Here is a 25,635-nt window from a genome sequence, read left to right as displayed (position 1 = left end):
ACGCCTCCTCACGCTGCACGCCGCCGCGAGGCCAGCCAAGCGTTGATGTCGCTTTCGAGCCAGCCAACACGATGCTCTGTGATCTTCACCGGAGCCGGGAACCGCTTCTTCTTGATCTGCTCCCATGCTGTGGTCCGCCCAAGGCCGGTAATCTTCCGCACTTCGGGCCACCTCAAAATCCGATCGGTACTCATCTTTTCACTCCAGTTCTGAGTGAGGCGAGAGTGTCCGGTTCAGTCCGTGTTTTGACGGGGGTTATATTCCCCATTGTTTGCGGGATTTATTCCCCATTGCGTTGCCTGAACCTGTCGGCAAATTCCTCAATGGCATACGGACTAAAGGAATCCTCAGGCATAAGAGGCGCAGATATCGCGTTGATATATCTCACGAATGGCCCGCTTGGGGTCTGATCATCCGCTTTCGAGGTTGCGACACGCCGACCTGTCACACCAGCATATAGCTCTGCGGCAGCGGTCCAGAATCGGCGACGTGCACGCTTGCCTGGCGCTCCACGCTCAACAACCTTCTCCCGACAATAGGATGATACCGCATCCGCTAGCTGATTAAGGACTGAGCGGTTCGGTGGGAGAAAGGCTCGCTCCAGTGTCACTGCGGTCGCATCAAAATCAAAAAGAGCGTCTCCTATGAGCCATGGATCACTCTCAAGTTCCCTCTGCAATGCCGTTGCCAGCTTTTGCACCTTAGCCAGTCGGTGCCGTCGCTCTGCTGTGTACGCATCGTCATGGTCACCGGCAGCGCGTCGACGGTAACTCTCGGCTAAAGAGTTGAGCCAGAACCTATTAGTTTCGGACAGCGGATTCCCTAGAGCATCCTCGACTGCGCGCCATTGTTCCTCTGTATAGCCTGTCCACTTCTGCTCGTTCATTCCTGCCCCCCGCCGATCCGAACCACATTCTCAGGGAAGGCTGTTCCAGAAATGATGCGATCGATCTCCTGTGCGAGCGCCTGGAGAGCCCTGCGCTTCTGCGGCACGTAGGTGTGGCGGTCATAGACAGAGCCTGTGACTGTGGCCTTCGTCGTGCTGGCGTGATTCAGGACCCGCCCAATGAGCATCTGATCAATGTCGAGGCGTCCCATAAGCGTCGCTGCAGTGCGCCTCAGATCATGAGGGGTAACGGTCTCTGCGAACACTCCGTCGCGAAGAGCCTCCATCGCCTTGGCGAGGTTCTGAGAGGACAGTTCCTTGCCGCGTGGGGTTAAGATGAGCGGACCCGCCCTCCTCTCCTCTCTGAGTTGGGTGACGATCTCCAGAGCTGTACCCACCAAAGGAATAGTGTGCTCAATCTTGTTCTTCGTTCGGCTAGCAGGAATCGTCCAGAGCCCCGCGGCGAGGTCCACCTCCTCCGCTCTTATCCCGGCGCATTCCCCCGGCCGCTGGCCTGTTAGAAGGATTAACCGGAGAGTATCTCTGAAGGCCGGGGACGCAATGCCTGTAACCTCCCAAAATTTCCTGATCTCCTCGTCGCTTAGCACCCTCTCTTTCGCCACCTCAGTGGTGCGTTTCCGCAGCCCAGTCACTGGATTGGCGGGAACGAGGCCTTCGGAGAGGGCCCAAGAGAATACGGACGAAAGGGTGTTCTGGAGGCGGTTGGCCAGAACAGGGGCTCGGGCTGCAACCTTGTCGAGAAGGTCCGCAACCTCGGCTCTGGTCACCTCGCCGGCTGGTCTCTCGCCGAGGGCGGGGACGACATCCCTGTCCAGTACCGCCTTGTAATCCTTCCAGGAGCGGAGTTTCGGCTTCGCATAGCGGTCGATGAAGCGCTCAACCAGCCCGGCAACGGTCAGGGCATCCCTCCTAGTCTTGGCTTCGACAACCGGATCACCCCCGTCTTGGATCTGGCGCCGAAGGGCTAAAGCCTTCTCCCGCGCGGCTGAAAGAGTCCAAGCAGGGTAGTCTCCAATCGTGTAGCGCCGCAGTTTGGAACTACCCTTCGGTCGATACACGAAACTCCAAGCCTTCTTGGCCGTCGTAACCCGAAGGCACAGGCCTCGGGCTTTGGCATCGAAAATTTCGAGCCGCTGATCGGAATTAGCGCGAAGGGCACGGACCTCGACGTCGGTTAGGTTCTTGGCAGGCATAGGATCCAGTACATTCGTGAAGTCGACGAGCCGACGCGGGTAACAAATGGGTAACACATGAAGCGTACTGGGCCGAACCAAGCGGTGCAATAGAGAACATGTTTCTGTTGTTAAATAAGCACTTTTTCGTTCGGCACGTTTCGAAGAAATCCGTATTCACTTATGCCAAGATCAAGTAACGGCTTCGCTTCACGTTGCAGAGAACATAAGCCGCTCCCTTCGGGGGGCGGTTTTTCTTTTGGACTCCCCTGCTCGCCCTTCGTCGGCGCCAGCCATCCCGCAAGAATGCGGCGGGTTGCGCGACGAGAGACCGAGCGCGGAGGCTGTATCAGATGACGGGGGCAGCCGCGCCGACGCCTCCCTCTTCCTCGAGGGCATTCCAGCACGGAGTTCCCCCTCCAAAGCAAAAGCCCCTCCCCGGCTGGTGCCGAGGAGGGGTTTCATAGGGCCGCCGCAATCCGTCAGATGATCTCGAAGTCGTCCGCGCGCAGCTTCAATCCCTTTCTCAGGATGGCGATCTCCACGGCCTCCTTCGAGCCCGAGCCGTCCACGTCGATAGACAGCTTGCCGCTCCTCGGATCGAAGAGAACGTAGTCGTTGCGGTCGTCTGCCTCGCGGCCGATCTAGAAGAACGTCTTCTTCAGCTTGGCCGGCTTGTCCAGACTGCCCTTCTTACCGAGCTTCTTGAGGATCTTGTTGTCGAGGAAGATCGTATCGTCCTTGACCTTGAAGTCCTTGATCCGGTCGGCATCCTTCTTGCGTGCCTTGGTGTCGAACACGAACACATCCCGGCCCGTGACGCCGTAGAGCATGTCCTTGCCCTTGCCGCCCCAGATCAGATCGTCGCCTGCGGAGCCCTTCAGGCGGTCGTTGCCGGAAAGGCCGACGAGGATTTCGTCCGAGGCGCGGCCCGTGATCTTGTCGCCCTTGGAGGTGCCGTTGACCTTGATCCGGTCGCCCGCCGCGAACTGGAACGCACCCATTGCCGCGAACTGGGCGATGGAGAGTGTGATCGCATTGTCGCTGGCGTCGAGAGCATCGACGCCCTTGGCCGCGAATTCGGCGATCTGCGCGGGGGTGAGACCGCTGATCTGCGCGCCTGCATCCGCGAGGACCAGGGAATCGGCCGCCGACAGAGTCACCGTTCCGAGGGCGCCGAACTGTGCGAGGGACAGGGCGAGGGAATTGTCGGTGGCATCCACCGAGCCGACGCCCTGCGCGGCCAGCGCTCCGATCTGGGCCGGGGTCAGCGCGGCGATGGCGGCGCCCGTATCGGCGACCGCGACGGTGCTTCCTCCTTGCGAGAGCGCCCCGCCCAGGGCCTCAATCTGCGAGACCGACAGGGTCACGGCATTGTCGCTCGCCTCGAAACCATCGACGCCCTTCGCCTTCAGCGCCGCGATCTGAGCACCGCTCAGGCTCGCGAGATTGGCGCCCGTATCACGCACGGTGACATTATCGTCGGCGGCAAGGACGGCGTCCGTTCCGGCCAGAGCCGCGGCCTTGCCTGCATTCAGCACCACCGGAGCCGCTGCATCGAACATGTCGACACCCTTGGCGCCGAGGGCCGCAATCTGGGCCGCCGTGAAGTCCCCGATGGATCCGGACACGGTGACGTTGCTGCCCGCCGTGTAGCCCATTCCCCCACTCACCAGGGTCGCGGCCTGCGAGGCGGTGAGATTGACGGCATCTGTCGCGTGCAGCCGGTCGATGCCCCGCGACGCATAGCTCTGGAGCATCGTGGAGGAGATCCCCGCAAGCTCCGCAGCCGTTCCGGAGATGGAAACCTCGTCGGCCGCGGCGAATGCCACCGCTTCGTCGATGCTGTTCACCTGCGCCAGCGTCAAACCGATGGCATCGCCGATGACATCGATGGCCACGACCCCTTTGTCGTCGAGGGCGCTGAGCTGAGCGTCCTCAAGCTCCGTGATGTTGCGGCCGGTATCGCGCAGGGTGACGGCATCATCCTCGGAAATCCCGTCCAGCGTTTCGTTGAGGCCCTGCGTTGCCAGGATCTGCGCGGCGGAAAGCGTGATCTCGTCGTCGACCGCGTCCAGGCACCGAATGTTCTTGCCGTTCCGTCCCAGGAGCGTGATTTGCTCCGCAGAGAGACCGGCAATGTTCTCACCCTCATCCGAGATGAAAACCCTTGAACCGGGCGTGAAAGTAATTGCCGTGCCCAGGAGAGCCTTGGCCTGATTCACCGTCCAATGGGAAACGTTGCCGGTCTCATCGGAAACGACCTGCAGGTGATCGACCCTGTAATCGCTCAGGGACTCGATTTCTCCGACCGTGAGAGCATTGAAGTTCGTCACCGTGTCGCTGACGATGACGGTATCGCCGTCGTTGAAGCGCCCGCGGAGGGCTTCCTGGATGGTCACGTAGACATCGGCCATGGCGGCTCACCTTTCGATTTCCCGGTTTAAATCCGTGCCTGAGCGGCATCTTTCGGGGAGTAATCTAGGGGCGAGGGAAAGAGGTCTACTCTCCGAAAAGAGAGTACCGGCAGCATGCCGGGGCAATAATTTGCAATATCAGGCATTTACCTCAGAAATATCACTGGATCAGCCGTGATGATTTTGAGCGAATTGGTCAGACAACCTTGCAGAAACTATTGGCAATTCGTCGGTTCGGATACGAATTCTCCTACTCGATCTGACGAATCGGCCTCCGCGTCTCAGGCAGTGCCATGGCAGGCATGTCTTCCTCAGAGAAAACCCCTCCCCGGCTGGTGCCGAGGAGGGGCAGGGCGTCGGGCGTGCTTCACCACGTCAGACGATGAAGAAGTCCTTGTTCGTCAGCTTGAGGTTCTTGTCGAGCCTGGCGATCTCGACCGCCCGCCCGGAACCCGAGCCGTCGGCATCGTAGTAGAGCACGCCGTTCTTCTTGTTGTAGATCAGGTAGTCGTTGCGGTCGTCGGCACTGCTGTCCCGCTCGAAATACGAGCTCTTCAGCTTGCCCGGCTTGAACTCGCTGCCCTTTCCGAGCTTCTTGAAGACCTTGTTGTCGAGATAGATCGTGTCGTACTTCACGTTGAAGTCGGTGATCTTGTCGAGGTTCATTCTCTTGTGCGGCTTGGCATCGAACACGAAGGTGTCCCTGCCCCTTCCGCCGCTCATGATGTCGTTGCCGCTCCCGCCGTAGAGCCAGTCGTTGCCGTCCTGGCCGTAGAGACGGTCGTTTCCGGAGCCGCCTTTCAGGAAATCGGCGCCGTCACCACCATAGAGACGGTCGTTTCCGGAACTTCCGTTGAGGAAGTCGGCCCCATCGCCGCCGTAGAGACGATCGTGGCCCCTGCCACCGTCGACGATGTCGTTGGACGAGCGACCGACGATCCGATCCGAGCCGGAGGTTCCGGTGATCTTCAGGGTATCCTCGGCCGCGAACTGGAGCGAGCCGAGAGCCGAGTACTGGGCGAGGGACAGACTGACGAAGTTGTCCGTCGCATCGAGAGCATCGATGCCGCGGGGCGCCAAGGCTCCGATCTGGTCCGGCGAGAGGGACGACAAGGCTCCGCCGCTGTCCCTCAACGTGATCGTGTCGCCCGCAGTCAGGCCGACCGAGCCCAACGCATTGAGCTGCGCCAGGGACAGGGCGAGAACGTCGTCGCTTGCGTCGATGCGGTCGATGCCTCTGCCGTTCAGGGCGGCGAGCTCCGCAGCCGACAGCCCGCCGAGTGCGGCTCCCGTATCCGCAAGGGCTACGTCGTCCCCGGCAGCAAGCGAGATTCCGCTATCGGCGAGCGCCGCAGCCTGATCCGCCGTCAGGGACACGGCACCGTCACTCGCGTCGATCACGTCGACCCCGTCGGCTCCAAGAGCCACGATCTCCGCCGCCGAGAGTGCCGAGAGTGCCGCTCCCGTATCGGACACCGTCACGACATCATTGGCCGCGAAACTCAGCGCCGAAGCTGAGACAAGGAGGGCTTGCCCGACCGAGACGGTGACGACATTGTCGGTGGCGTCGAGAGCATCGACGCCTGCCGCAGCGAATGCCGCAAGTTCCGCCTGGGTGAGCGAAGCGATGGCCGCGCCCGTGTCGGAGACCGACACCACATCGCCTTGCGTCAGCGCAATGGAGCCGAGCGCGTTGAGCTGGTCGCGCGACAGGTTCAGCACATCGTCCGTGGCGTCGATGGAGACGACGCCCTGACCGGCGAGCGCCGCAATCTGCGCGGCCGTCAGGGCGGCGATGTTCGTGCTCGTGTCGGAGAGGGTGACCACATCGTCGTCGGACAGCGCATCGCCGAAGGCGGCGAGCTGCGCGAGAGACAGGCTCACCGCATTGTCGCTCGTGTCGAATGCCACCACTCCCTGAGCCGTGAGGGCTGAGATCTGCGCGGGCGTCAGGGCGGCGATATTGGCGCTCGTATCGGAGATGGTCACCGCGTCAGTGTTGGAGAGTGTGCCTCCGAAAGCTGCAAACTGCGCCAGCGATAAAGTGACAGCATCATCGGTCGCATCGAAGCTGGCCACTCCTTGGGCAACGAACGTAGCGATCTGCTCGGCCGTCAGGGCGGCGATATTGGTGCTCGTGTCGAAGACGGTCACCGCGTCAGTGTTGGAGAGCCCACCACCGAAAGCCGCGAACTGCGCTACGGACAGGGTCACGGCATCATCGGTCGCATCGAAGGTATCGACGCCCTTCGCCGTCAGCCCAGCGATCTGTTCCGCCGACAAAGCGCTGAGAGCCGCGCCTGTATCCGACACCGTCACGGCGTCATCGGCGCCGAAGGCGATGTTTGTGCCGAGCAACGCCGCTGCCTGCACGCCTGCCAACGTCACGGCGTTGTCGGAAGCATCAAGGATGTCGACGCCGTCCGCAGCAAGGGCTGCGATCTGGTCTGCCGTCAGGGCTCCCAGTTCAGCACCGGTACCGGTCACGACGACCGTGTCGGCGGCCGTAACGCTCACGGCGCCTAGGGCGTTGAACTGCGCCAGGGAATAGATGAGAACATCGTCGGTGGCATCGACGACGTCGACGTTCTTGGCCTCCAGTCCCGCGACCTGCTCGGGAGTGCCCCCTGCGAAAGCGTCGCTCGAGCCTTGGATCGTGACGACATCCTCCTCCGCGAAGACGACGTCTCCCAGGGCGGCGAACTGGTCCAGGGAGAATGTGAGCGCACCGTCCGAGGCGTCGAGGATGTCCACATTGGCGGCAGAAAGGGCGGCAACGTCGTCGGGCGAGCCGCTCTGAAGGACCGCCGCCGTATCGCGAACCGTCACCGTATCTGCGTCGGTCAGCGCAACCGGCCCCAGCGAAACGAACTGGTCGATGGACAGGACCAGCGCCTCGTCGGTCGCGTCGATCGTATCGACATTGAAATTGCGGAGCGCCAGGAGCTGTTCAGGAGAGAGCGCCGCGATGTTCGCGCCCGTATCCGTAAGGATGACGTCGTCTTCCGCCAGGAAAGGTTCGGTAGCTGCAAGATATTGTTCAACGGTCAAAACAACGGTGGCCATGTGATGCCTCTCATTCGTTTGCTGTCCCACCGCGGCTCATTCGGAGCGGGAGAACTGACACGATAGAAAGGACGCGAAGGCACCTCGTCCAATACCCGTAAGGGGAGTATTCAAAAGACCCAAAGGGATGAATTCGGCTATTTGCTGAGCACTCTTCGCGGCTCGCGGATAAGAATTCAGTATTATTGATTATCTGCCTCTGCTGCGCGGTCCGCTGTTCTCGCCCCTCGTGGAGCGATACTTGAGCCCATTCGAATTTACGAAAACGCTGCAGAACCAAGGAGCATAAGCTTGGCCGTACTGCATCGGGATTACCGATGCTCAACGCCATCCTCGGAATTGTTCCCATAGCCGGAAGGATATGTCCCTTGCGGCATGGAGGCACGAGCCGCTGGGTTACAGCGGGCGGAGCACTGCCGAGCGAAAAGACGAGGCTGTCTTCAAGGGGGAGAGGTGGCCAGCCGGGGACGGCTCTGTTGAGGAGGCAACGATCCGCCCCCGGGCTGGCCGAGCCTACGAATTCCCAGGAGATGCGGCGGACCTGAGCATCCGTGAGGCATTACGGCTCCGCTCATGCGGAGAATTCAATCCGAACATATAGGAAACATCGGGCGGCGCAAGCGCCCCTTCGTTCAAATGTCCTTTATCCAAAGGAAACGCCAAAACCCTGCTCTGTCAACAACAAGAGTCGGATTGCTCACGCTGCGGCTCAAGCAGCGAGGCGATTTGGTGGCAAGGGAACTCCGGACCAAGCCGGCCGAGGGCAGGATTCCAGTCTTGCTGCGAGCGCCTTCAGCGACGTTCCCAGAATGTGCTTCCGGGAGCCCAGCCGAATACGGAGCAGGGTTTCGCACCGGTCGAGGGGGCGCAGAAGGACGTCGTGGAGCGCGCCCTCCGGAGCTTCTGCGAAGACCGCTCCGGCATCGTCGCCCAGGCCGATCAGGCCGAATGCTCCCGCCATGCCGCCGAGACGCAGATGCTGGCGCAGGAGAGCCGCGGCCAACCCTTCCTCCCGGAGGGCCGTGAAGTCGCAGGCGATCACGCCGAAGGCCTCCCTCGTCACCGCTGCGAGGGCCTCCTCCGCATGGGAGGCCGTTGTCACAGGGAATTCCGGCGCCAGGATCTCCTCCAAGCGCTGCCGGGACCGGACCTCGGGATCGAGAACGAGGATGCGCGCGCTGCCCGCTGCAGCGGGCGGAACGTCCTGCCCGCCGATGGCCGCCATCCGGCGCAGGTTTCCGGTTCGCTCGGACAGCTCGGCAAGGCTGTGCATCCGCAGGAGAAAGAGCCGGTCGGGCATGGAGACCGGGAAGCACTCGTCGACCTGGGCCTCGAGCGCCTGGAGCCGGAGCCGCGGTTCGCCGTCCTGCATCGCCAGCCCCAAGGGAAGGTGCCGAAGCGTGCCCTCCCCCTTGAGATTCCGGCAGAAGGCGAATGCGTCGAGACCCGGCTGGACCGCATCGAGGAGCACCACGTCCGCCATGCCCCTGCGGCAGAGAGCGAGGCCGTCGCGCCCGTTCGTGGCGATCACCGCATCGAAGCCTGCGCCAAGAAGGGTTTTCTGAAGGGCCTGCGCTCTGACAAAGACGGTGCCGACGATCAGAACCCGGGCCGTCATGAGCGGGGGGTGTCGGCGTCGAGATAGGTCTTGACGGTGGCGATGAACTTGGCGACCGAGATGGGCTTGGACAGATAGGCCTCGCAGCCCCCTTCCCGGATCCGCTCCTCGTCGCCCTTCATGGCGAAGGCGGTGATCGCGATGACCGGGATGGACTTGAGGTCGTCGTCCGCCTTGAGCCAGCGGGTCACCTCGAGGCCCGATACCTCCGGGAGCTGGATGTCCATGAGGATCAGGTCGGGCTTGTGAGCGCGGGCGAGTTCCATCGCCTCGATGCCATGGCCCGTCTTCAGGGTCGCATAGCCGTGAGCCTCGAGGAGATCGTTGAAGAGCTTCATGTTGAGTTCGTTGTCCTCAACGATGAGCACCGTCTTCTTCATTGCCGCTGTCCCAGGGGCCCAAAATCCGACTTCACCGGCCCGCTTGTTCGTCCGATGATAAGGCTACATTCGAACCTATTGATGAATTGCAAATCCCTCGCAGGAAGATGCCCTTGAAGAAAATGAGCGTCGATGAGGCCGAACGTGTCGCGTTAAGCGCCTTCTCCTATATCACCAATGATGAAGATCGGCTGAACCGTTTCCTGGCCGTTTCGGGCCTGAGGGTGGACACGATCCGCATCGCGGCCGAATCGGCGGGGTTCTTCGCCGGCATTCTGGACTACATCGCCTCGGACGAGGCCCTGCTCGTCGGCTTCGCGGAGGAACAGAGGATCAAGCCGGAGCAGGTCATGCAGGCCCACTGGACCCTCTCCCCCTCCGAGTTCGAATAGCCTCCCGCCATGAGCGACGCCCCCTTCTGCCGGGACTGCCTGACCTTCGCCGGATCCTCACTGGCGCAGCGGTGCAAGGCCTGCGGCTCCCCGCGCCTGCTGCGGCATCCGGAGCGGGACCTGCTCTCCATCGCCCATGTGGATTGCGATGCCTTCTTCGCGGCGGTGGAGAAGCGGGACGACCCGAGCCTGGCGGACAAGCCGGTCATCATCGGCGGGGGCAAGCGCGGGGTGGTGGCCACGGCCTGCTACGTGGCGCGAACCTATGGCGTCCGCTCCGCCATGCCCATGTTCCAGGCCCTCAAGGCCTGCCCCCACGCGGTCGTCATCAAGCCGAACATCGACAAGTACCGGGTCGCCGGGCGCGAGGTGCGGCGCCTCATGCTGGAGCTGACCCCCCTCGTGGAGCCTGTCTCCATCGACGAGGCGTTCCTGGACCTGTCGGGAACGGAGCGCCTGCATCACGGCAGCCCCGCCCTCACCCTGGCGCGCTTCGCCCACCGGGTGGAGAACGAGATCGGCATCAGCATCTCGGTCGGCCTGTCCTACAACAAGTTCCTGGCCAAGATCGCCTCGGACCTGCAGAAGCCGCGCGGCTTCTCGGTGATCGGCCGGGCGGAGGCGGCGGATTTCCTGGCGGACAAGCCGGTTTCGATCATCCCCGGCATCGGCGCGTCCGCCCAGAGCCGCCTGTCGAAGGCGGGCGTGACCCTCATCGCCCATCTGCGCGACGTTCCGCTCAAGACCTTGTTCGAGGCGCTGGGCCGCGACTCGCAGCGGCTGTCGCGGCTCGCCTGGGGCGAGGACAGCCGCTCCGTCACGCCGGAGCGGGAGACCAAGAGCATCTCGGCGGAAACCACCTTCGATGTCGATCTGCGCTCGTTCGAGGATCTGGAACCGGTCCTGTGGCGACTGGCCGAGAAGGTCTCGAAGCGTCTCAAGGCCGCCGGGCTTGCGGGCCAGAGCGTGACCCTGAAGCTCAAGGACAAGGATTTCCGCCTCCTGACCCGAACCCGCTCGGGCCTGCCGCCGACCCAACTCGCGGCCCGCCTGTTCGATCCGGCGCGCCAGCTTCTCAAGGCGGCCTGCGACGGCACCGCCTACAGGCTCATCGGCATCGGCGCGGCGGATCTGTGCGACGGCGCGGAGGCGGACCGGGGCGACCTGGCGGATCAGACCGTGGTGCGCCAGGCCCACATGGAGGCGGCCATCGACAGGATCCGCGACAAGTTCGGCGCCGCGGCCCTGCAGAAGGGCATCGCCTTCCGCAAGCCTCAGCGCTGACAGGCCGGCGCCGCGGTGGGCTGGACCTGGAGGCTCTGGAGATCGCCCTTCAGGGCGAAGTCGCCGTAATCGAGCTTCAGCGCCCGGCTGATCCCGTTCTCATAAAGCTCGAACGAGATGGTGTAGACGGGCGTCTGGTCGCCCGTGCCGTCCGTGAAGTAGCTGATGGTGACCGGCCATCGCGGCGAGCTTGCCACGGCGTCCTGGCGCACCGCCTCTTCGAGACCGGCTCCAGCGCCCGGCTCGATCCGGTTCCCGATGAGCGCCAGGGTATCGTAGATCTTCTTGCCGTCGTCGGAGCCGTCATAGACCCGCACCGCCAGGGTCCTCCGCCCCTCGCGGCCCGCCTCGATGAGCCGCTTGAGATGCTCGGTCGGGAAGATCGGCTGGCCGTCGGCCGCGAAAGTGGCATCCTTCGGCTGCTTGAAGCGCACGTCCAGCGTGCCGTCGGGACTGAGCTTCGCATCCCCGTCGACGCCCTCGCGGGTCAGGCCCTGCATGGTGGAGGTGGACTTGAAGCGCATGGACAGGCCGTCGCCGGCCTCATAGGTCGCCGTGCGCGTGTCCACGGTCCGCGAGCCCGACTCCGTGCTGTCGAGGACGGTCACCTGACGGTAGGTCAGCGTATATCCCTCACAGGCATTGCCGCCGAAATCCATCGCGATGCGTCCTCGGGCGGCCTCGACACCGCGAGATCCCTCCGAGCGCAGAAGCGACAGGTCGTAGACCGCCCTGTGCGGGACGAGCTGCACCGGATTCTTGGATGTCTCGGCCGCGGCCGAGACGAGCATGGCGATGGAAAGACCCGTTGCCATCAACAAGGAACGCATAAAACCTCCGATCCCCCAACTCACGAAGATAGAATCCTCCTGCGGACAGGGCAACGTTCCACCTTGCGTCTCCTTGGCTCATCCGCCACTAGTCTTCGGGATTAGACCAAGCCGAGGCTTCATCATGAGCGCAGTCGACAAGAAACTTCAGGATCTGGGCATCACGCTCCCGACACCCGCAGCACCCGTGGCGAATTATGTGCCGTTCGTGCGAACGGGCAACCTGATCGTCATCTCGGGCCAGCTCTGCCTCGGGCTCGACGGCAAGCTCGCCGAGGAACACAAGGGCAAGCTCGGGGGCGAGATTTCTCCCGATGTCGGCCAGCAGGCCGCCCGTCTCTGCGCCATCAACCTCCTGGCCCAATTGAAGGCCGCCATCGGCGATCTGGACAAGGTCGTTCGTTGCGTGCGCCTCGGCGGCTTCATCAATGCGGTGCCGACCTTCGCGGGCCTCGCCCCGGTCATGAACGGCGCCTCCGACCTGATGGTCGAGGTGCTGGGCGATGCGGGTCGCCATGCCCGCTCCACCATCGGCGTCGCGGAACTCCCGCTCGATGCCTGCGTGGAAGTCGAAGGGATGTTCGAAGTCCGATGAGCACCCCCGACTGGCTCGTCGCGAAGCCCATTGCCCATCGCGGCCTCCACGACAAAGCCAACGGCGTGATCGAGAACACGATCTCGGCCGCCGAGGCCGCCATCGCCCGCGGCTTCCCGATCGAACTCGACGTGCAGCTCACGACCGACAACGAGGCCGTCGTGTTCCACGACTTCGAGCTCGACCGCCTCACCGGCGATACGGGCGTGGTCGCGGAGCGCAGGCTCGCCGACCTGACGAAGGTCGAGATTTCCGGCGCCAGGGGCGGCGACAGGATCCCGTCGCTGAAGCAGTTCCTCGACGCCGTTGCCGGCCGCGTCCCCCTCGTCGTCGAGATCAAGAGCAAGTTCAACGGCGACATGACCCTGACCAAGCGGGTCTGCGAGATCCTGAGCGACTATAGCGGTCCGTTCGTGGTCAAGTCGTTCGACCCCGATATCGTCGCGACCCTGCGCACGAGCGCTCCGTCGATCACGCGCGGGATCATCGGCGAGCTGAACTACGCCTCGAAGAACGACAGCTTCATGAGCGCCGAATTGAAGCACCGGCTGGCCAACCTGCTGCATTTCAGCGAGTCCCAGCCGCAATTCGTCTCGTGGAAGGTGCACGACCTGCCGTCCGCCGGCCCCCATCTCTGCAAGGTGCTGGGCAATCTGCCCGTCATGACGTGGACCGTTCGCACCCCCGAGGAGCGCGCCCGCGCCGAGAAGTACGCCGACCAGATGGTGTTCGAAGGCTTCCTGCCCTGAACTTGAAAGGATCTCGCCGGAGCCTTAGCTTCTTCTGCAACGGCGAGATCCTTATCCATCAGTGACATTTCAAGTTAAAATTGCCCAGGGCCTCAAGGCGGTGCCCGCCGCCGCATGGGACGCCTGTGCCTTTCCCGCCCGCACGAACGGGGACGGTGCGGAGGATCCGCACAATCCCTTCGTCTCCCACGCCTTCCTGTCCGCACTGGAAGATTCCGGCTGCGTCGGCGGTCGGTCCGGCTGGGCGCCGCTTCACATCGTCGTCGAAGACGAGGCGGAAAAGCTTCTCGGTGCGGTTCCGTGCTATCTGAAGTCCCATTCCATGGGCGAGTATGTGTTCGACCACGCCTGGGCGGACGCCTATACCCGCGCGGGCGGGCATTACTATCCCAAGCTTCAGGTCGCGGTCCCCTTCACCCCGGTCACGGGCCCACGGCTGCTCGTTCCCGAAGGTCCGCAGACCGAGGAGGTCCGGACGCATCTGATCGCGGGGCTGCGGGCCGTGCGGGATCAGACGAACGCCTCGTCGATCCATGTCACCTTCCTTGAGGAAGCGGACATGAAGTCCCTGGTCGCCAGGGGCTTCCTGCGCCGGGACGACCAGCAGTTCCACTGGTTCAACGACGGCTACGCGACCTTCGACGATTTCCTCGGCGCCCTGGCCTCGCGCAAGCGCAAGGCGATCCGGCGCGAGCGGCGGGATGCGCTCCAGGATGGGATCACCATCGAATGGGTCACGGGCAGCGACATCACCGAGGCCCATTGGGACGCCTTCTTCGCCTTCTACATGGATACCGGCTCGCGCAAATGGGGCCGCCCCTATCTCAACCGCCGCTTCTTCTCCCTGATCGGCGAACGCATGGCGGACCGGATCCTCCTCGTCATGGCGAAGCGGGCCGGACGCCATATCGCGGGCGCCATCAACTTCATCGGAGATACCCGTCTCTACGGCCGCAACTGGGGCTGCATCGAGGATCATCCCTTCCTGCATTTCGAGGTCTGCTACTACCAGGCCATCGAATTCGCCATCGCCAAGGGGCTCGACAGGGTCGAGGCGGGTGCGCAGGGCGAGCACAAGCTGGCGAGAGGCTACAGGCCCGTCACCACCACGTCGGCGCACGACATCGCCGACCCGTCCCTGCGCCGCGCCGTCCGAGCCTATCTCGATCAGGAGCGGCTCTATGTGTCGGAAGCCGCCGAGGAACTGGCCTCGGCGACTCCGTTCCGCCATCGGGAGGGCGAATGATCAGCCTGCCTGCAGGCGTGTCTCGTATTCCGTTTCCAGCCGCCCGAAGGTCGTCCAGAACGGACCAGGCGTCCGATCCTCCAGCTGCGCGACGAGGATGTCGAGATGGGTGTGCCAGCCTCCGGAGACGCTCAGCATGACGGCCCTGCCGCCGAGGCGCCGATGGGTCAGGACCAGGCGCACGCGGTCGCCCTGAGGCGTCAGCTCGTAGGTGACCTCCGATTCCTCGCCCTTGTTCCCACCCCAGGTGTGGCTGAGGAGACGCGGCGGCTCGCACCGGGTCACAGTGGCGGTGAAGCCGGCCCCGTCCTGATACTTCCGGTACTTGTCGGGGATCACCTCCGGGCTGGAAGACAGCTCCGAATTGCGGAACACGAGTTCCACCCCTCCGCCGACGCGCAGTTCCATCGGCCCGGACGCGAGCCACCTCGCCCGCTTGTCCGACTCCGTCAGGAAGGCCCAGACACGCTCGATCGGGCCCGGCAGCAGACGTTCGAACCGGACCGTGTCGGCCGCGGTGACAATGCCGTAATCACTCATGTTCCCCTCCTTCGTCGTGGGACGTGTCGACCTGGCCGAGCTCGCGCTCCAGGGCGTCGAGTCGTTCGGTCCAGAAGCGTTCGTAGAAGCGCAGCCATTCATCCGCGGCTGCGAGCGGTGCCGGGTCGAGGCTGCAGACATGGGTCCGCCCCCTCACCGTCCGGCGGACCAGCCCGGCGCTTTCGAGGGCCCGGACGTGCTTGGAGGCTCCCGCAAAGGACATCCTGAACGGAGCCGCCAGCTCCCCGATGCTCCGTTCGCCACCGGCGAGACGGCGAAGCATGTCGCGCCTCGTGGGATCGGCCAGAGCCTGGAAGACGGCGTCGAGTTGTGCGCTTTGTTCAACCATACGGTTTAATATACATACGCACGATCATTATTCAACCGATAGGTTTACTATTATGCCAAAAAATGCCCCGCCTCTGTCGGGAGGCGGGGCTGGTTCGGTTCTTGAGGACCGGAGAGCCCTACAGGTTGGACGTGATGGCCCCGAGCCCCTCGATGATTGCATCCACCGAAGTGCCCAGTGCATTCAACACGGTCTCGACCAGCCAATAGCTGCCGACGACGATGACCGGAACCAGGATCCAGCCAAGGATCTCCTCGAACCAGACGCGCCGGCGACGACGGATCTCGCGCTCTTGGCGCCAGGACAGCCGTGTCGCCGGAGCGGCCACTGTCGAAGCGGGCTCCAAGGGGCCCTTGTGAAGCTCAGTCGTCATGCTCTAACCAGCGGAACCTTCGGAACGGTGCGGATACCTCCGCCCCCATTACCACCGGGCCCTTTCGGTTTCACGGACTTTTTCGTCTTCGAACCGCCGGACTTAGCGCGAGGCTTTTTTTTCGCCTTTGTGACATCCGTCTCCGGCTTCGGCTTCACCGGCCCTTCGGGATACTCGAACCCGAGGGTCTGGAGGCCGATCTCGTCCGCCTTGACCACCACGCGCACGGCGCCGCCGTCCTTCAGGCGACCGAACAGGATGTCGTCGGCCAGGGGCGTCTTGATCATCATCTGGATCAGACGGCCCATCGGGCGAGCGCCCATGGCCTCGTCGTAACCATGCTCGACCAGCCAGTCGCGGGCTTCGTCCGTGAGCTCGATCGTGACGTTGCGGTCGGCCAGCTGGGCTTCGAGCTGCATCACGAACTTATCGACGACTTTCTGCACCACTTCCTTCGGCAGGTGGCCGAACGAGATGATGGCATCGAGGCGGTTGCGGAATTCCGGCGTGAACAGCCGGTTGACCGCTTCCGTATCGTCACCTTCACGCTTGGTGCGGGTGAAGCCATAGGCCGGACGGGCCATGTCCGCGGCGCCGGCATTCGTGGTCATGATGATGATCACGTTCCGGAAGTCGACCTGCTTGCCGTTGTGATCCGTCAGCTTCCCGTGGTCCATGACCTGGAGCAGGATGTTGAACAGATCCGGGTGCGCCTTCTCGATCTCGTCGAGGAGCAGCACGCAGTGCGGGTGCTGGTCGATGCCGTCGGTCAGCAGACCGCCCTGGTCGAAGCCCACATAGCCGGGAGGCGCGCCGATGAGGCGGCTGACCGTGTGGCGCTCCATGTACTCCGACATGTCGAAGCGCAGGAGCTCGACGCCGAGCGACGTGGCGAGCTGCCGGGCGACCTCGGTCTTGCCGACACCGGTCGGACCCGCGAACAGGTAGGAGCCGATGGGCTTCTCCGGATCGCGCAGGCCGGCCCGGGCGAGCTTGATCGCCGAGGTCAGCGCCTCGATGGCCTTGTCCTGGCCGTAGACGACCCGCTTCAGGGTGTCCTGCAGGTGGGCCAGAACCTCGGCATCGTCCTTCGACACGGTCTTGGGCGGGATGCGGGCCATCGTGGCGATGGTGGCCTCGATCTCCTTCAGGCCGATGGTCTTCTTGCGGCGGTTCTCCGGCAGCAGCATCTGCGAGGCGCCGGTCTCGTCGATCACGTCGATGGCCTTGTCCGGCAGCTTGCGGTCGTTAATGTAGCGGGCCGAGAGCTCCACCGCGGCCTTCACGGCCTCGTTGGTGTAGCGGAGTTTGTGGAACTCCTCGAAATAGGGCTTGAGGCCCTTCACGATCTCGATGGCATCCGGCACGGACGGCTCGTTCACGTCGATCTTCTGGAACCGGCGCACGAGGGCCCGGTCCTTCTCGAAGTACTGGCGGTACTCCTTGTAGGTCGTGGAGCCGATGCAGCGCAGGGTGCCCTGAGCCAGGGCAGGCTTGAGAAGGTTCGAGGCGTCCATCGCGCCGCCGGACGTGGCGCCGGCGCCGATCACCGTGTGGATCTCGTCGATGAACATGATCGCGTTCGGGTGACCCTCGATCTCCTTCATCACCTGCTTCAGGCGCTCTTCGAAATCGCCGCGATAGCGGGTGCCGGCCAGCAGGGTGCCCATGTCGAGGGCGAAGACCGTGGCGTCCTTCAGGACCTCCGGCACCTCGCCGCGGATGATCTTGCGGGCGAGACCTTCCGCGATGGCGGTCTTGCCGACGCCGGGATCGCCGACGAGAAGGGGGTTGTTCTTCTGGCGGCGGCACAGGACCTGGATCGTGCGCTGCACCTCGCCTTCACGGCCGATGAGCGGATCGATCTTCCCGTCCCTCGCCTTCTTGTTGAGGTTGACGCAGTAGGCCTCGAGCGCGTCGCCCTTCTTCTTCGGGCGGGCATCGGACTCGTCCGGGGTGGGGCGCTCGTTCGACTCCTCCTCGGTCCCGCGCGGCGTGCGACCCTCGGAGAGGCCCGGACGCTTGGCGATGCCGTGGCTGATGTAGTTGACCGCGTCGTAGCGGGTCATGTCCTGCTCCTGCAGGAAATAAGCCGCGTGGCTCTCCCGCTCGGCGAAGATCGCGACGAGCACGTTGGCGCCCGTCACCTCGTCCCGGCCGGAGGACTGGACATGGATGACCGCGCGCTGGATGACGCGCTGGAAGCCCGCGGTCGGTTTGGAATCCTGCCGTCCATCGGCGACCAGGTTCGCCAGCTCGCTGTCCACGTACTCGACCAGGTTGCGGCGCAGGACGTCGAGATCGACGTTGCAGGCCCGCATGACCGCCGCCGCATCCTGATCGTCGATCAGCGCCAGCAGCAGGTGCTCCAAGGTCGCGTATTCGTGACGGCGCTCGCCGGCGAGAGCGAGAGCTCGGTGAAGGGCTTGTTCTAGACTGCGAGAAAAGCTCGGCAACGGCTTATCCTTTGTGAGACGGTGTCTCGGCTAATTCTTTTCCATAACGCACTGAAGGGGATGTTGGTGCTTCCGGGCGAAGTCCATCACCTGGGTCACCTTCGTCTCCGCGACTTCGTAGGTAAAAACTCCACATTCTCCGACGCCGTTCTGGTGCACATGCAGCATGATCCGAGTGGCGTCTTCTCGGTTCTTGTTGAAGAAACGCTCCAGGACATGCACCACGAACTCCATGGGGGTGTAATCGTCGTTCAGAAGGAGAACGCGGTACAGGTTCGGCCGTTTCGTCCTGGGCTTGGCTTTTGTGATGATTGCCGTGTTCGAGCGACCGCCCTCGTCCCCTCCGCCGGGGGGCTGCGACCCGGCGCCGGATGCGAGAACCTGCTCCGATCGGGCTAATTGGCCCTGAGCTAAACGCCGCATGATGTTTCGACCGACCCTCTTTATTGGCATGTGGTCCGCGACCTGCGCTTCCAGCCGACCGCGACGCACCACCAAATGTATAGTCGCTCTCTTCGGTTCGCTAGATCAACCAGATGGGAGGTCGCAGGCCTGCCTTAAAGAGCGACATGTTGAACACCTTTTCCGCAGGAAGCGGCGGCGGCAAAGGGCCGCCCCAAACGCAAAACGCCCGGCCTCGACGGCCGGGCGTTCCGTTTTACGCGTGTGCGTCCGGCCTTAGGCCTTCTTGTTCAGAATGCCTTCGAAGGGCTTCAGCGCCTCGGTCGCGAGGGCGGAATAGAGAGCGCCCATCTTCGTCGACTGGCTGACGAGGCTGTCGTAGGCGCCCTTGACATAATCGGTCTGAATCTCGATTGCCTTGTCCAGCGTCCGCACGCCGATAAGCTTTTCCATCGTCGAGGTGTTGTGCTCGAACGATTTCCGGGCGAATTCGGCAGACTCGGTGGCGATGGCCTGGGCATTGGTCGAGAAGGCACCGAAGGCCTTCATGGCGGCGTCCAGGTTGCCCTGACCGAACTTCTGGATTTGTTCGAACGAGTTAATCATGATGAACCTCGGCTTTTGATACTTTCGCTGGCATAATACTGCCCAGCAAACGATAAAGCATAATATGTGCACTGCACAAAAAATGTCAACTTCATTGTGCATTGCACAATGAATCAGTCACAAGGGTCCCGCCGTTAACGCGCTCGTAACCGCAACCTCTTACCGTCGAAGACTGTGTCGCGCCGGCAACGATCTCCACCAAGGGGCGGCTGGCGAAAGGCCTAAGACCAAACGAAACAGGGATTTTTTCAGGATGAGTTCAGTTTGGGTCGGACGTCGAAGGACTTTGGCCATTGTCGGAATTGCTACGTCCATTGCCATTGCCCTTACCTCCCCCGCTGACGCCGCCCGCCGCAAGGCGAAGAGCGGCGGCGGCTACAATCCCCCTTATGCCTCCATCGTCGTCGACGCGAAGACCGGCAAGGTTCTCCAGGGCACGAACGCGGACGAGCCCCGGATTCCGGCCTCGATCACCAAGGTCATGTCGCTCTACCTGCTGTTCGAGCAGCTCGAGCGCGGCCGGATGCGCCTGGATACGCCTCTCACGGTTTCCGCCTATGCCGCCGGCCAGGCCCCGACCAAGCTCGGCCTGAAGCCGGGTTCGACCATCGAGGTCGAGGACGCCATCAAGGCCATGGTGACCCTCTCGGCCAACGACGTTTCCGTGGTGGTCGCCGAAAACATTGCCGGCTCGGAGGACGCCTTCGCCCAGATGATGACACGCAAGGCGCGTGAGCTGGGCATGAACTCCACCGCCTTCTACAATCCGCACGGCCTGCCGCACGACCCGCCCAACATCACGACGGCTCGCGACCTGGCGATCCTGGGGCGTGCCGTTCAGGACCGCTTTCCGAAGTATTTCGCCTATTTCCAGACCCGCTCGTTCCAGTACGGCCAGCGAAATATCCGGGGCCATAACCGGCTTCTGGGGAAGGTCGAGGGCGTGGACGGCATCAAGACGGGCTATACCCGCCTTTCCGGCTTCAACCTGCTGACCTCCGTCAACACCGATACCCGCAGCGTCGTCGCGGTGGTGCTCGGCGGGCGCTCCGGCGCCTCGCGCGACCAGCAGATGGCCGCGCTGATCGACAGTCACCTGCCGCGTGCCTATGCGGGCGCCCGGATGACGCCTCCCGTCGTCGAAGGGACCCATTCGACCACCGTGGCCGCAGCCCCCGCTCCTGCTCCGGTCGCCCCTGCCGCCCCTGTGAGGGTGGCTGCGGCAACCCCCGAAGCGCCGGTGCCTCAGCCGGCTCCCGAGCGCAAGCCGCTCGACCTGAGCTCCCTGCGGCCGGTCGTCGCCTCGGCGGCAGGCGCCAGCTCCACCACGACCCCGTCCTCCGGCCCGGCCATCCGCTGGCAGAAGGGTCCGGATCCGGTGCCGCAGAATACGCAGGCCTATGCTGCCCTCCCGAACGAGACGACGCCGGTTGCGTCGGCCGCTCCGCAGCCGAAGGTCTCGGCGAAAGTGGAAGACCGCGTGCCCGCCTCGGCTCCTGCCCCTGCCCCCGTCAAAACGGCCGCGATCAAGGTCGAAGCGCCCAAGGTCGAGGCCCAGAAGCCCGCTGCTCGTCCGGCTGTGAGCGGCTGGGTGATCCAGCTCGGCGCAACCGATGATGAGGAAAAGGCCAAGGCCATGCTCGACGCGGCCCGCTCGCGCTCCGGCAAGCTCCTCGCCAAGGCGGCCCCCTTCACCGAGAAGATCACGAAGGACGGCAGCACACTCTATCGCGCCCGCTTCTCCGGTTTCGACGAATCCGCAGCCGCCGAGCGCGCCTGCAAGACCCTGAAGAAGAGCGGCTTCGCCTGCTTCGCCTCCCGAGGCTGACCCAAAGACTGGTGACGGCGCGCGTATTGCGCCGTCGCTCTTCCCCCTCACCGGATCGCGCGTGGAGTATCAGCGATGTCGGCTCAACAGAGTTTCCCTGGCCTGGTTTACCCGGGCCGCGAGATAAGCCGTCCCCCCATGGTCGGGATGGAGTTTCTTCATCAGCGTCCGATACGCTTTCTGGACCTGGTCGACGCTCGCGCCAGGCTGAAGCCCCAGGATCTGGTAGGCTTCCTCTTTCGACATTACGCCCGCATGCGCATGAGTGCGCGTCCGCGTGTCGCGATCTCCTTGAGCGTATTCACGCCATCCGGCAAACCGGCGATCAAAATAAGCCTCTAGGAGGGCGACGCCCTCGGGATCGAGGGCGCTGCACTCCTCGTGGAGGCGCTGGAAAGCGGACTGGTCGAGACTGGAAAACTGCCGTCCGGCGAAGGTCCCGGCCAGAACCGAGCCATCCATCATCCCGGTGGAATGGTCGATTTCCATCTCGATCATCGCGGAGCGGATGCGGGAGAAGCGGCCGCCGGAGCCGCCCTTCATCCGCTGCCAGGGTCCCGGCAGGCTCAGGACGCTCCAGCCCAGAGCCCAGGCCCCGAAGCCTCCGAGCAGAAGGGCCATATCGATCCGCCCCCGCAAGCCGAGCACGACCGCGGCGCCCAGAGCCGCGACGCCGGCGGCCACCTTGAGCGCCTTGGCGACGGCGGCCGTGTCGGATCGAACGAAAACCTTCGCTAGCCACCACAGAAGCCCGGCGACAGCGATCCCGTAAAGCAGCATCATGATCGTGCTCCCCGCTTCCACATGTGGGCGGGGACGAGGCGCTTGTAAATGCGCCTCATGACCAAGGTACGAAGATTATGGAAAATCGGGAGCGGCCGGGGATCCCAAGGCAAGGGCGCGATGGCTGCGAGGCCGCTCCGGAAAGAGCTAGTGCAGGAGACGGGCCGGGCCGCGCTGGCGCTCGCGCTCCCATGCCTGAACGACGACCCCGTTGATGCCCACATCCTGCAGGCGGTCGCTCAGATCGATGAAATGACGCTCCGTCGTCTCGACGTCGACCTCGATCTGTTCGTCGTCAGGCTGGGATTCGTCGGCCAGTTCGAGCTCCGAGGCAGCGTACCTCTCGTAGGCGGCGGACATTTCCGCATAGGCGAAAGCCACGGGAAGGGTACGGAAGATCGTGGAAAACTCCTCGTCCAGGTCACCTGTTGCCAGATCGCGCATTTGAACGAGATACCCGTCCGCATGCTCACACACTTCATAACGCCAGTGCCGGCCTTCGGATGCTGTTAGAAGCATCGCCACCTCCACTCAACTGAACTGTTGAGCAAATGCGAATCGCGGCTCGGCGGTTCCACGAGGCGGCTTAGGGAAAAAGGCTAACGGCGGAGGCCTGTTTCCGCCCTGACGCGACCGCCGACCCGCACCTTGGTGCCATGACCGAGATCGATGAAGCCGTCGCCGCCTCTCATGTCGCTGTGAACGGAGGACTTCGCCTCGCGTCGATCGAGGTGCCTGCACTCGGGCGGCAGGTGAACGGGGATGCCGGGCGGCACGTCCGGCATGCGGCACTCTTTCGCAAGCGCCGGTCCCGCGGCAATGAGCAGGCCGAGAATGATGACGGGTCGCATAAACATCGCCTCGATTAACACATGTTAGAGCAGTCCGAGCTCGGCAAGCTCGCGACGCATGGTTTCAGGCATGACGGCGAGATCGCCGGTCCCGGCGCCGATGTCACGCGGAGCGTCTTTCGAAGCGAGATAGCGCCAGCCCTGGAACGGTCTGTACGGACGCGGCTCGACGCAGACGACCTTCGGCTCCAGCACGAGCCTGCAGCGGCCGATCCCGTCCGCATCGGTGAACGGACGGACATCGAGAAGAGCCTGGCGACAGGCCACCTGCCCGCGAATGACCCAGAACAGGGACCCGCCATCGAGCAGCTCCTCGACGCGCTTTGGCACCATGCGCGTGGTGTGCGTCTGCTCGTAGTCGCGCCCGAGGCGCCGATAGTGACCCCGGTTCTCCTCGATCCATTCCTCGAGGTCCGTGATCGAGTCGCAGCCGACGCAGAGCTTGATGAGATGCAGTGCCATGCGAATGTTGAACCATGCGCGCCGGAACCGGAAAACCGGACGATGCGCCGCAGGTCACTCCTCCGTCTTAAGAACGATGAGCCGCGCGCCTTCCGCCACCTGGGCGCCGGGTTCGGCGGCAATTTCAGCCACCTCGCCGTCCGCAGGCGCGATCAGGACATGCTCCATCTTCATGGCCTCGACTACGGCGAGTCGCTGCCCCTTCTCGACCCTGTCGCCGGGCTGCACGAAGAGCGCGATGAGCTTTCCATGCATGGGCGCCTTGATGGAATCGCCGCCATCCATGTGTTCGAGATCGATGTCGAACGGATCGTACATCGCGATGCGCGTCTGGCGCCCCTCGCGCAGGACGATGACTCCGTCGTCGGTCATCGCGAAGCCGCGCGGGTCGAGAGGCATGTAGTCCTCGATCAGATGCGAGACGCCATCGCCCCACCGGACCGCGACGTTCAGGGCCGCGTGATGTGCGCTCGGATCGGGCCATTCCAGCACGGCCTCGGTGCGCTCGCCGTCGACCTTGATCGGGAAGCCCTGGCGGCGCGGCCCGGCGAGTTGGAAGCCGTCATGATCGTCCCAGGCGGTTTCAGCGCTACCCACTTGGACCGTCGAGCGATAGTTCCGCAGGTCGAAATCGTGCTCCAGCAATCTGAGCACGCCGAGACGGACCGATTCCGGATCCGCCGCCTGAGGCGCGGCACCGAGCTGCTCCATGTTGCGGTCGATATATCCCGTGTCGAACTGTCCCTTCCTGAACTCCCTCGCCTCGCAGAGCTTCTTCAGGAAGGCCACGTTGGTCTTCGGTCCTGCGACGACGGTGTCGCCCAGTGCCTCGGCCAAGCGCGAAAGCGCTTCCTCGCGGGTGGCCCCATGGGCGATGACTTTCGCGATCATGGGATCGTAATAAGGCGTGACCTCGTCGCCCGCCTGCACCCCGGTATCGATGCGGAGCCCCTCGTCTTCCGGAAAGTCGAGCGCCCAGAGCTTTCCCGTCGACGGCAGGAATTCCTTCTCGGGATCCTCGGCGTAGAGGCGCGCCTCGACCGCATGGCCGTGGATTTCGAGGTCGTCCTGGTTGAAGGGAAGCCAGTCGCCCGAGGCAACCTGGAACTGAAGCTCCACGAGGTCCAGGCCGGTGATTGCTTCCGTCACCGGATGCTCGACCTGAAGACGGGTGTTCATCTCCATGAAATAGAACCGGTCGGGGCGGAGCCCCTCGCGACCGTCCGCGATGAATTCCACCGTACCCGCGCCCACATAGCCGACGGCGCGCGCCGCCTCGATGGCGGCCTTGCCCATGATTTCGCGCATCTCGGGCGTCATGCCGGGGGCCGGCGCTTCCTCGATCACCTTCTGGTGCCGGCGCTGGAGGGAGCAATCGCGCTCGAAGAGGTGCACCACGTTGCCCTCCTGGTCGGCGAAGACCTGGATCTCGATGTGGCGTGGGGCGAGGATGTATTTCTCGACCAGAACGCGCGGGTCGCCGAAGGCGCTCGAGGCCTCGCGCTGCGCACTTTCCAGGGCCGCATCGAAGTCGGCCGCCTTCTCGACCCGCCGCATTCCCTTGCCGCCGCCGCCGGCCACCGCCTTGATGAGGACGGGATAGCCGATCTCATAGGCTTTCTGCCGCAGGAAATCCGGATCCTGCTTGGAGCCGTGATAGCCCGGCACGACCGGCACCCCGGCCTGCTGCACAAGGGCCTTCGCGGCATCCTTCAGGCCCATGGCACGGATCGCCGAGGCGGGCGGGCCGACGAAGACGATTCCGTTCTGGGCGCAGGCCTCGGCGAACTCCGCCCGCTCGGACAGGAAGCCGTAGCCGGGGTGGATGCAGGCGGCACCCGTACGCTTGGCGACGTCGAGGATGCGCTCGATCTGCAGATAGCTCTCCCGTGCGGGCGCCGGACCGATGAGATGGGCCTCGTCGGCCATGCGCACGAAGAGCGCATCCGCATCCGCTTCCGAATAGACCGCAATGGTGCGCATGCCCAACCGCTTGGCGGTCCGGATGATGCGGCATGCGATCTCGCCGCGATTGGCGATCAGGACACTCTCGAGCACGTTCCAATCCCTCGTCCGAAGCCTTTGGCCACTTGCCGATCAGCTAGAGCAAAACCCGCAGGTCTTGTCACCATCCAACCTGCGGCCCTGCGTCTCCGGTCACAGGTCATAGGGCGCCGACCACCCGTTCGTAGGGGCTGGAGCATAGATTGGCCGCATCCGAGCGGAAAACCTCCGAGCGGAACGTCGACCGGTGGAATTCCCTCCCCTTCAGGACGATAATCCGAAACAGCCTGCATGCAGATTACGACCGGCACGGCACGCCGACTGG

24 protein-coding genes are annotated in these 25,635 nt (G+C 63.7%); 6 read left to right on the top strand and 18 right to left on the bottom strand.

Annotated elements, in window-relative coordinates; all coding sequences use genetic code 11:
- Positions 1-8 precede the first annotated feature (8 nt).
- The 6 genes from LGR44_RS16460 to LGR44_RS16435 form a co-directional block, all read right to left on the bottom strand.
- Complete coding sequence (locus LGR44_RS16460) at positions 9-194, bottom strand: helix-turn-helix transcriptional regulator (protein ID WP_226741795.1); 186 nt, start codon at positions 192-194, stop codon at positions 9-11.
- Between the two features lie 688 nt (positions 195-882).
- Positions 883-2,100 (bottom strand): tyrosine-type recombinase/integrase, encoded by a 1,218-nt coding sequence (locus LGR44_RS16455; protein WP_226741794.1) that lies wholly within the window; start codon positions 2,098-2,100, stop codon positions 883-885.
- Positions 2,101-2,723: 623 nt separating this feature from the next.
- Positions 2,724-4,496: a hypothetical protein gene (locus LGR44_RS16450; protein WP_226741793.1), complete on the bottom strand. Its 1,773-nt coding sequence runs from the start codon at positions 4,494-4,496 to the stop codon at positions 2,724-2,726.
- Between the two features lie 375 nt (positions 4,497-4,871).
- Complete coding sequence (locus LGR44_RS16445; RefSeq protein WP_226741792.1) at positions 4,872-7,562, bottom strand: hypothetical protein; 2,691 nt, start codon at positions 7,560-7,562, stop codon at positions 4,872-4,874.
- 709 nt (positions 7,563-8,271) lie between these two features.
- Positions 8,272-9,180, bottom strand: a complete 909-nt coding sequence (locus tag LGR44_RS16440; RefSeq protein ID WP_226741791.1) for a PleD family two-component system response regulator — start codon at positions 9,178-9,180, stop codon at positions 8,272-8,274.
- Positions 9,177-9,560 (bottom strand): response regulator, encoded by a 384-nt coding sequence (locus LGR44_RS16435; RefSeq protein ID WP_226741790.1) that lies wholly within the window; start codon positions 9,558-9,560, stop codon positions 9,177-9,179. The genes LGR44_RS16440 and LGR44_RS16435 overlap by 4 nt, the downstream gene beginning before the upstream one ends.
- A 122-nt stretch (positions 9,561-9,682) precedes the next feature.
- Between LGR44_RS16435 and LGR44_RS16430 the strand changes: the two genes are divergently transcribed.
- On the top strand, positions 9,683-9,952 hold the full coding sequence (locus LGR44_RS16430; protein WP_226741865.1) for a DUF3572 domain-containing protein: 270 nt from the start codon (positions 9,683-9,685) through the stop codon (positions 9,950-9,952).
- 9 nt (positions 9,953-9,961) lie between these two features.
- The gene (locus tag LGR44_RS16425; protein ID WP_226741789.1) at positions 9,962-11,236 is read left to right on the top strand and encodes a DNA polymerase IV; all 1,275 of its coding nucleotides are present in this window, start codon (positions 9,962-9,964) and stop codon (positions 11,234-11,236) included.
- On the opposite strand, the gene LGR44_RS16420 is transcribed toward LGR44_RS16425, so the two are convergent.
- Positions 11,227-12,066 carry a cell envelope integrity EipB family protein gene (locus LGR44_RS16420; protein WP_226741788.1) on the bottom strand — a complete coding sequence of 280 codons (840 nt, stop codon included), beginning with the start codon at positions 12,064-12,066 and terminating at the stop codon, positions 11,227-11,229. The two genes, LGR44_RS16425 and LGR44_RS16420, sit on opposite strands and share 10 nt — an antisense overlap.
- 124 nt (positions 12,067-12,190) lie before the next feature.
- Between LGR44_RS16420 and LGR44_RS16415 the strand changes: the two genes are divergently transcribed.
- From LGR44_RS16415 to LGR44_RS16405, 3 genes are all read left to right on the top strand, one after another.
- Entirely contained in the window at positions 12,191-12,661 is a 471-nt protein-coding gene (locus LGR44_RS16415; protein ID WP_226741787.1) for a RidA family protein, read from the top strand.
- On the top strand, positions 12,658-13,410 hold the full coding sequence (locus LGR44_RS16410) for a glycerophosphodiester phosphodiesterase family protein (protein WP_226741786.1): 753 nt from the start codon (positions 12,658-12,660) through the stop codon (positions 13,408-13,410). The genes LGR44_RS16415 and LGR44_RS16410 overlap by 4 nt, the downstream gene beginning before the upstream one ends.
- 61 nt (positions 13,411-13,471) lie before the next feature.
- Positions 13,472-14,656, top strand: a complete 1,185-nt coding sequence (locus LGR44_RS16405) for a GNAT family N-acetyltransferase (RefSeq protein WP_226741785.1) — start codon at positions 13,472-13,474, stop codon at positions 14,654-14,656.
- Here the strand turns inward: LGR44_RS16405 and LGR44_RS16400 are convergent, their stop codons facing one another.
- The 6 genes from LGR44_RS16400 to LGR44_RS16375 all read right to left on the bottom strand — a co-directional run bounded on the left by LGR44_RS16400 (position 14,657) and on the right by LGR44_RS16375 (position 19,382).
- Entirely contained in the window at positions 14,657-15,196 is a 540-nt protein-coding gene (locus tag LGR44_RS16400) for an SRPBCC family protein (protein ID WP_226741784.1), read from the bottom strand.
- A complete protein-coding gene (locus LGR44_RS16395; protein WP_226741783.1) occupies positions 15,189-15,545 on the bottom strand; it encodes an ArsR/SmtB family transcription factor in 357 nt (118 codons plus the stop codon). The genes LGR44_RS16400 and LGR44_RS16395 overlap by 8 nt, the downstream gene beginning before the upstream one ends.
- 118 nt (positions 15,546-15,663) lie before the next feature.
- The gene (locus LGR44_RS16390) at positions 15,664-15,918 is read right to left on the bottom strand and encodes a hypothetical protein (protein WP_226741782.1); all 255 of its coding nucleotides are present in this window, start codon (positions 15,916-15,918) and stop codon (positions 15,664-15,666) included.
- Positions 15,915-18,374 carry an ATP-dependent Clp protease ATP-binding subunit ClpA gene (clpA, locus tag LGR44_RS16385; protein ID WP_226741781.1) on the bottom strand — a complete coding sequence of 820 codons (2,460 nt, stop codon included), beginning with the start codon at positions 18,372-18,374 and terminating at the stop codon, positions 15,915-15,917. Before clpA ends, LGR44_RS16390 begins: the two co-directional genes overlap by 4 nt.
- 30 nt (positions 18,375-18,404) lie before the next feature.
- Positions 18,405-18,797 carry an ATP-dependent Clp protease adapter ClpS gene (clpS, locus tag LGR44_RS16380; RefSeq protein ID WP_226741864.1) on the bottom strand — a complete coding sequence of 131 codons (393 nt, stop codon included), beginning with the start codon at positions 18,795-18,797 and terminating at the stop codon, positions 18,405-18,407.
- A gap of 255 nt (positions 18,798-19,052) precedes the next feature.
- Complete coding sequence (locus LGR44_RS16375; RefSeq protein ID WP_226741780.1) at positions 19,053-19,382, bottom strand: phasin family protein; 330 nt, start codon at positions 19,380-19,382, stop codon at positions 19,053-19,055.
- 253 nt (positions 19,383-19,635) lie between these two features.
- Here LGR44_RS16375 and LGR44_RS16370 point away from each other — a divergent pair, with 253 nt between their 5' ends.
- The gene (locus LGR44_RS16370) at positions 19,636-21,210 is read left to right on the top strand and encodes a serine hydrolase (RefSeq protein WP_226741779.1); all 1,575 of its coding nucleotides are present in this window, start codon (positions 19,636-19,638) and stop codon (positions 21,208-21,210) included.
- Between the two features lie 69 nt (positions 21,211-21,279).
- Here the strand turns inward: LGR44_RS16370 and LGR44_RS21980 are convergent, their stop codons facing one another.
- From LGR44_RS21980 to LGR44_RS16345, 5 genes are all read right to left on the bottom strand, one after another.
- Positions 21,280-21,993, bottom strand: a complete 714-nt coding sequence (locus tag LGR44_RS21980; protein ID WP_319004863.1) for a DnaJ domain-containing protein — start codon at positions 21,991-21,993, stop codon at positions 21,280-21,282.
- A 147-nt stretch (positions 21,994-22,140) separates the two neighbouring features.
- Entirely contained in the window at positions 22,141-22,437 is a 297-nt protein-coding gene (locus LGR44_RS16360; protein WP_226741778.1) for a hypothetical protein, read from the bottom strand.
- Positions 22,438-22,592: 155 nt separating this feature from the next.
- A complete protein-coding gene (locus tag LGR44_RS16355; protein ID WP_226741777.1) occupies positions 22,593-22,844 on the bottom strand; it encodes a hypothetical protein in 252 nt (83 codons plus the stop codon).
- Between the two features lie 24 nt (positions 22,845-22,868).
- Positions 22,869-23,306: a DUF1489 family protein gene (locus tag LGR44_RS16350; RefSeq protein ID WP_226741776.1), complete on the bottom strand. Its 438-nt coding sequence runs from the start codon at positions 23,304-23,306 to the stop codon at positions 22,869-22,871.
- Positions 23,307-23,360: 54 nt separating this feature from the next.
- Positions 23,361-25,364, bottom strand: coding sequence for an acetyl/propionyl/methylcrotonyl-CoA carboxylase subunit alpha (locus LGR44_RS16345; protein WP_226741775.1), 2,004 nt, complete (start codon positions 25,362-25,364; stop codon positions 23,361-23,363).
- Between the last annotated feature and the right edge of the window lie 271 nt (positions 25,365-25,635).

Origin of the sequence: Microvirga lenta (genome assembly GCF_020532555.1) — a bacterium.
Lineage (GTDB): Bacteria > Pseudomonadota > Alphaproteobacteria > Rhizobiales > Beijerinckiaceae > Microvirga > Microvirga lenta.
The sequence above is the reverse complement of the archived record's forward strand: the minus strand, read 5'-3'. Positions and strand labels throughout refer to the sequence as shown.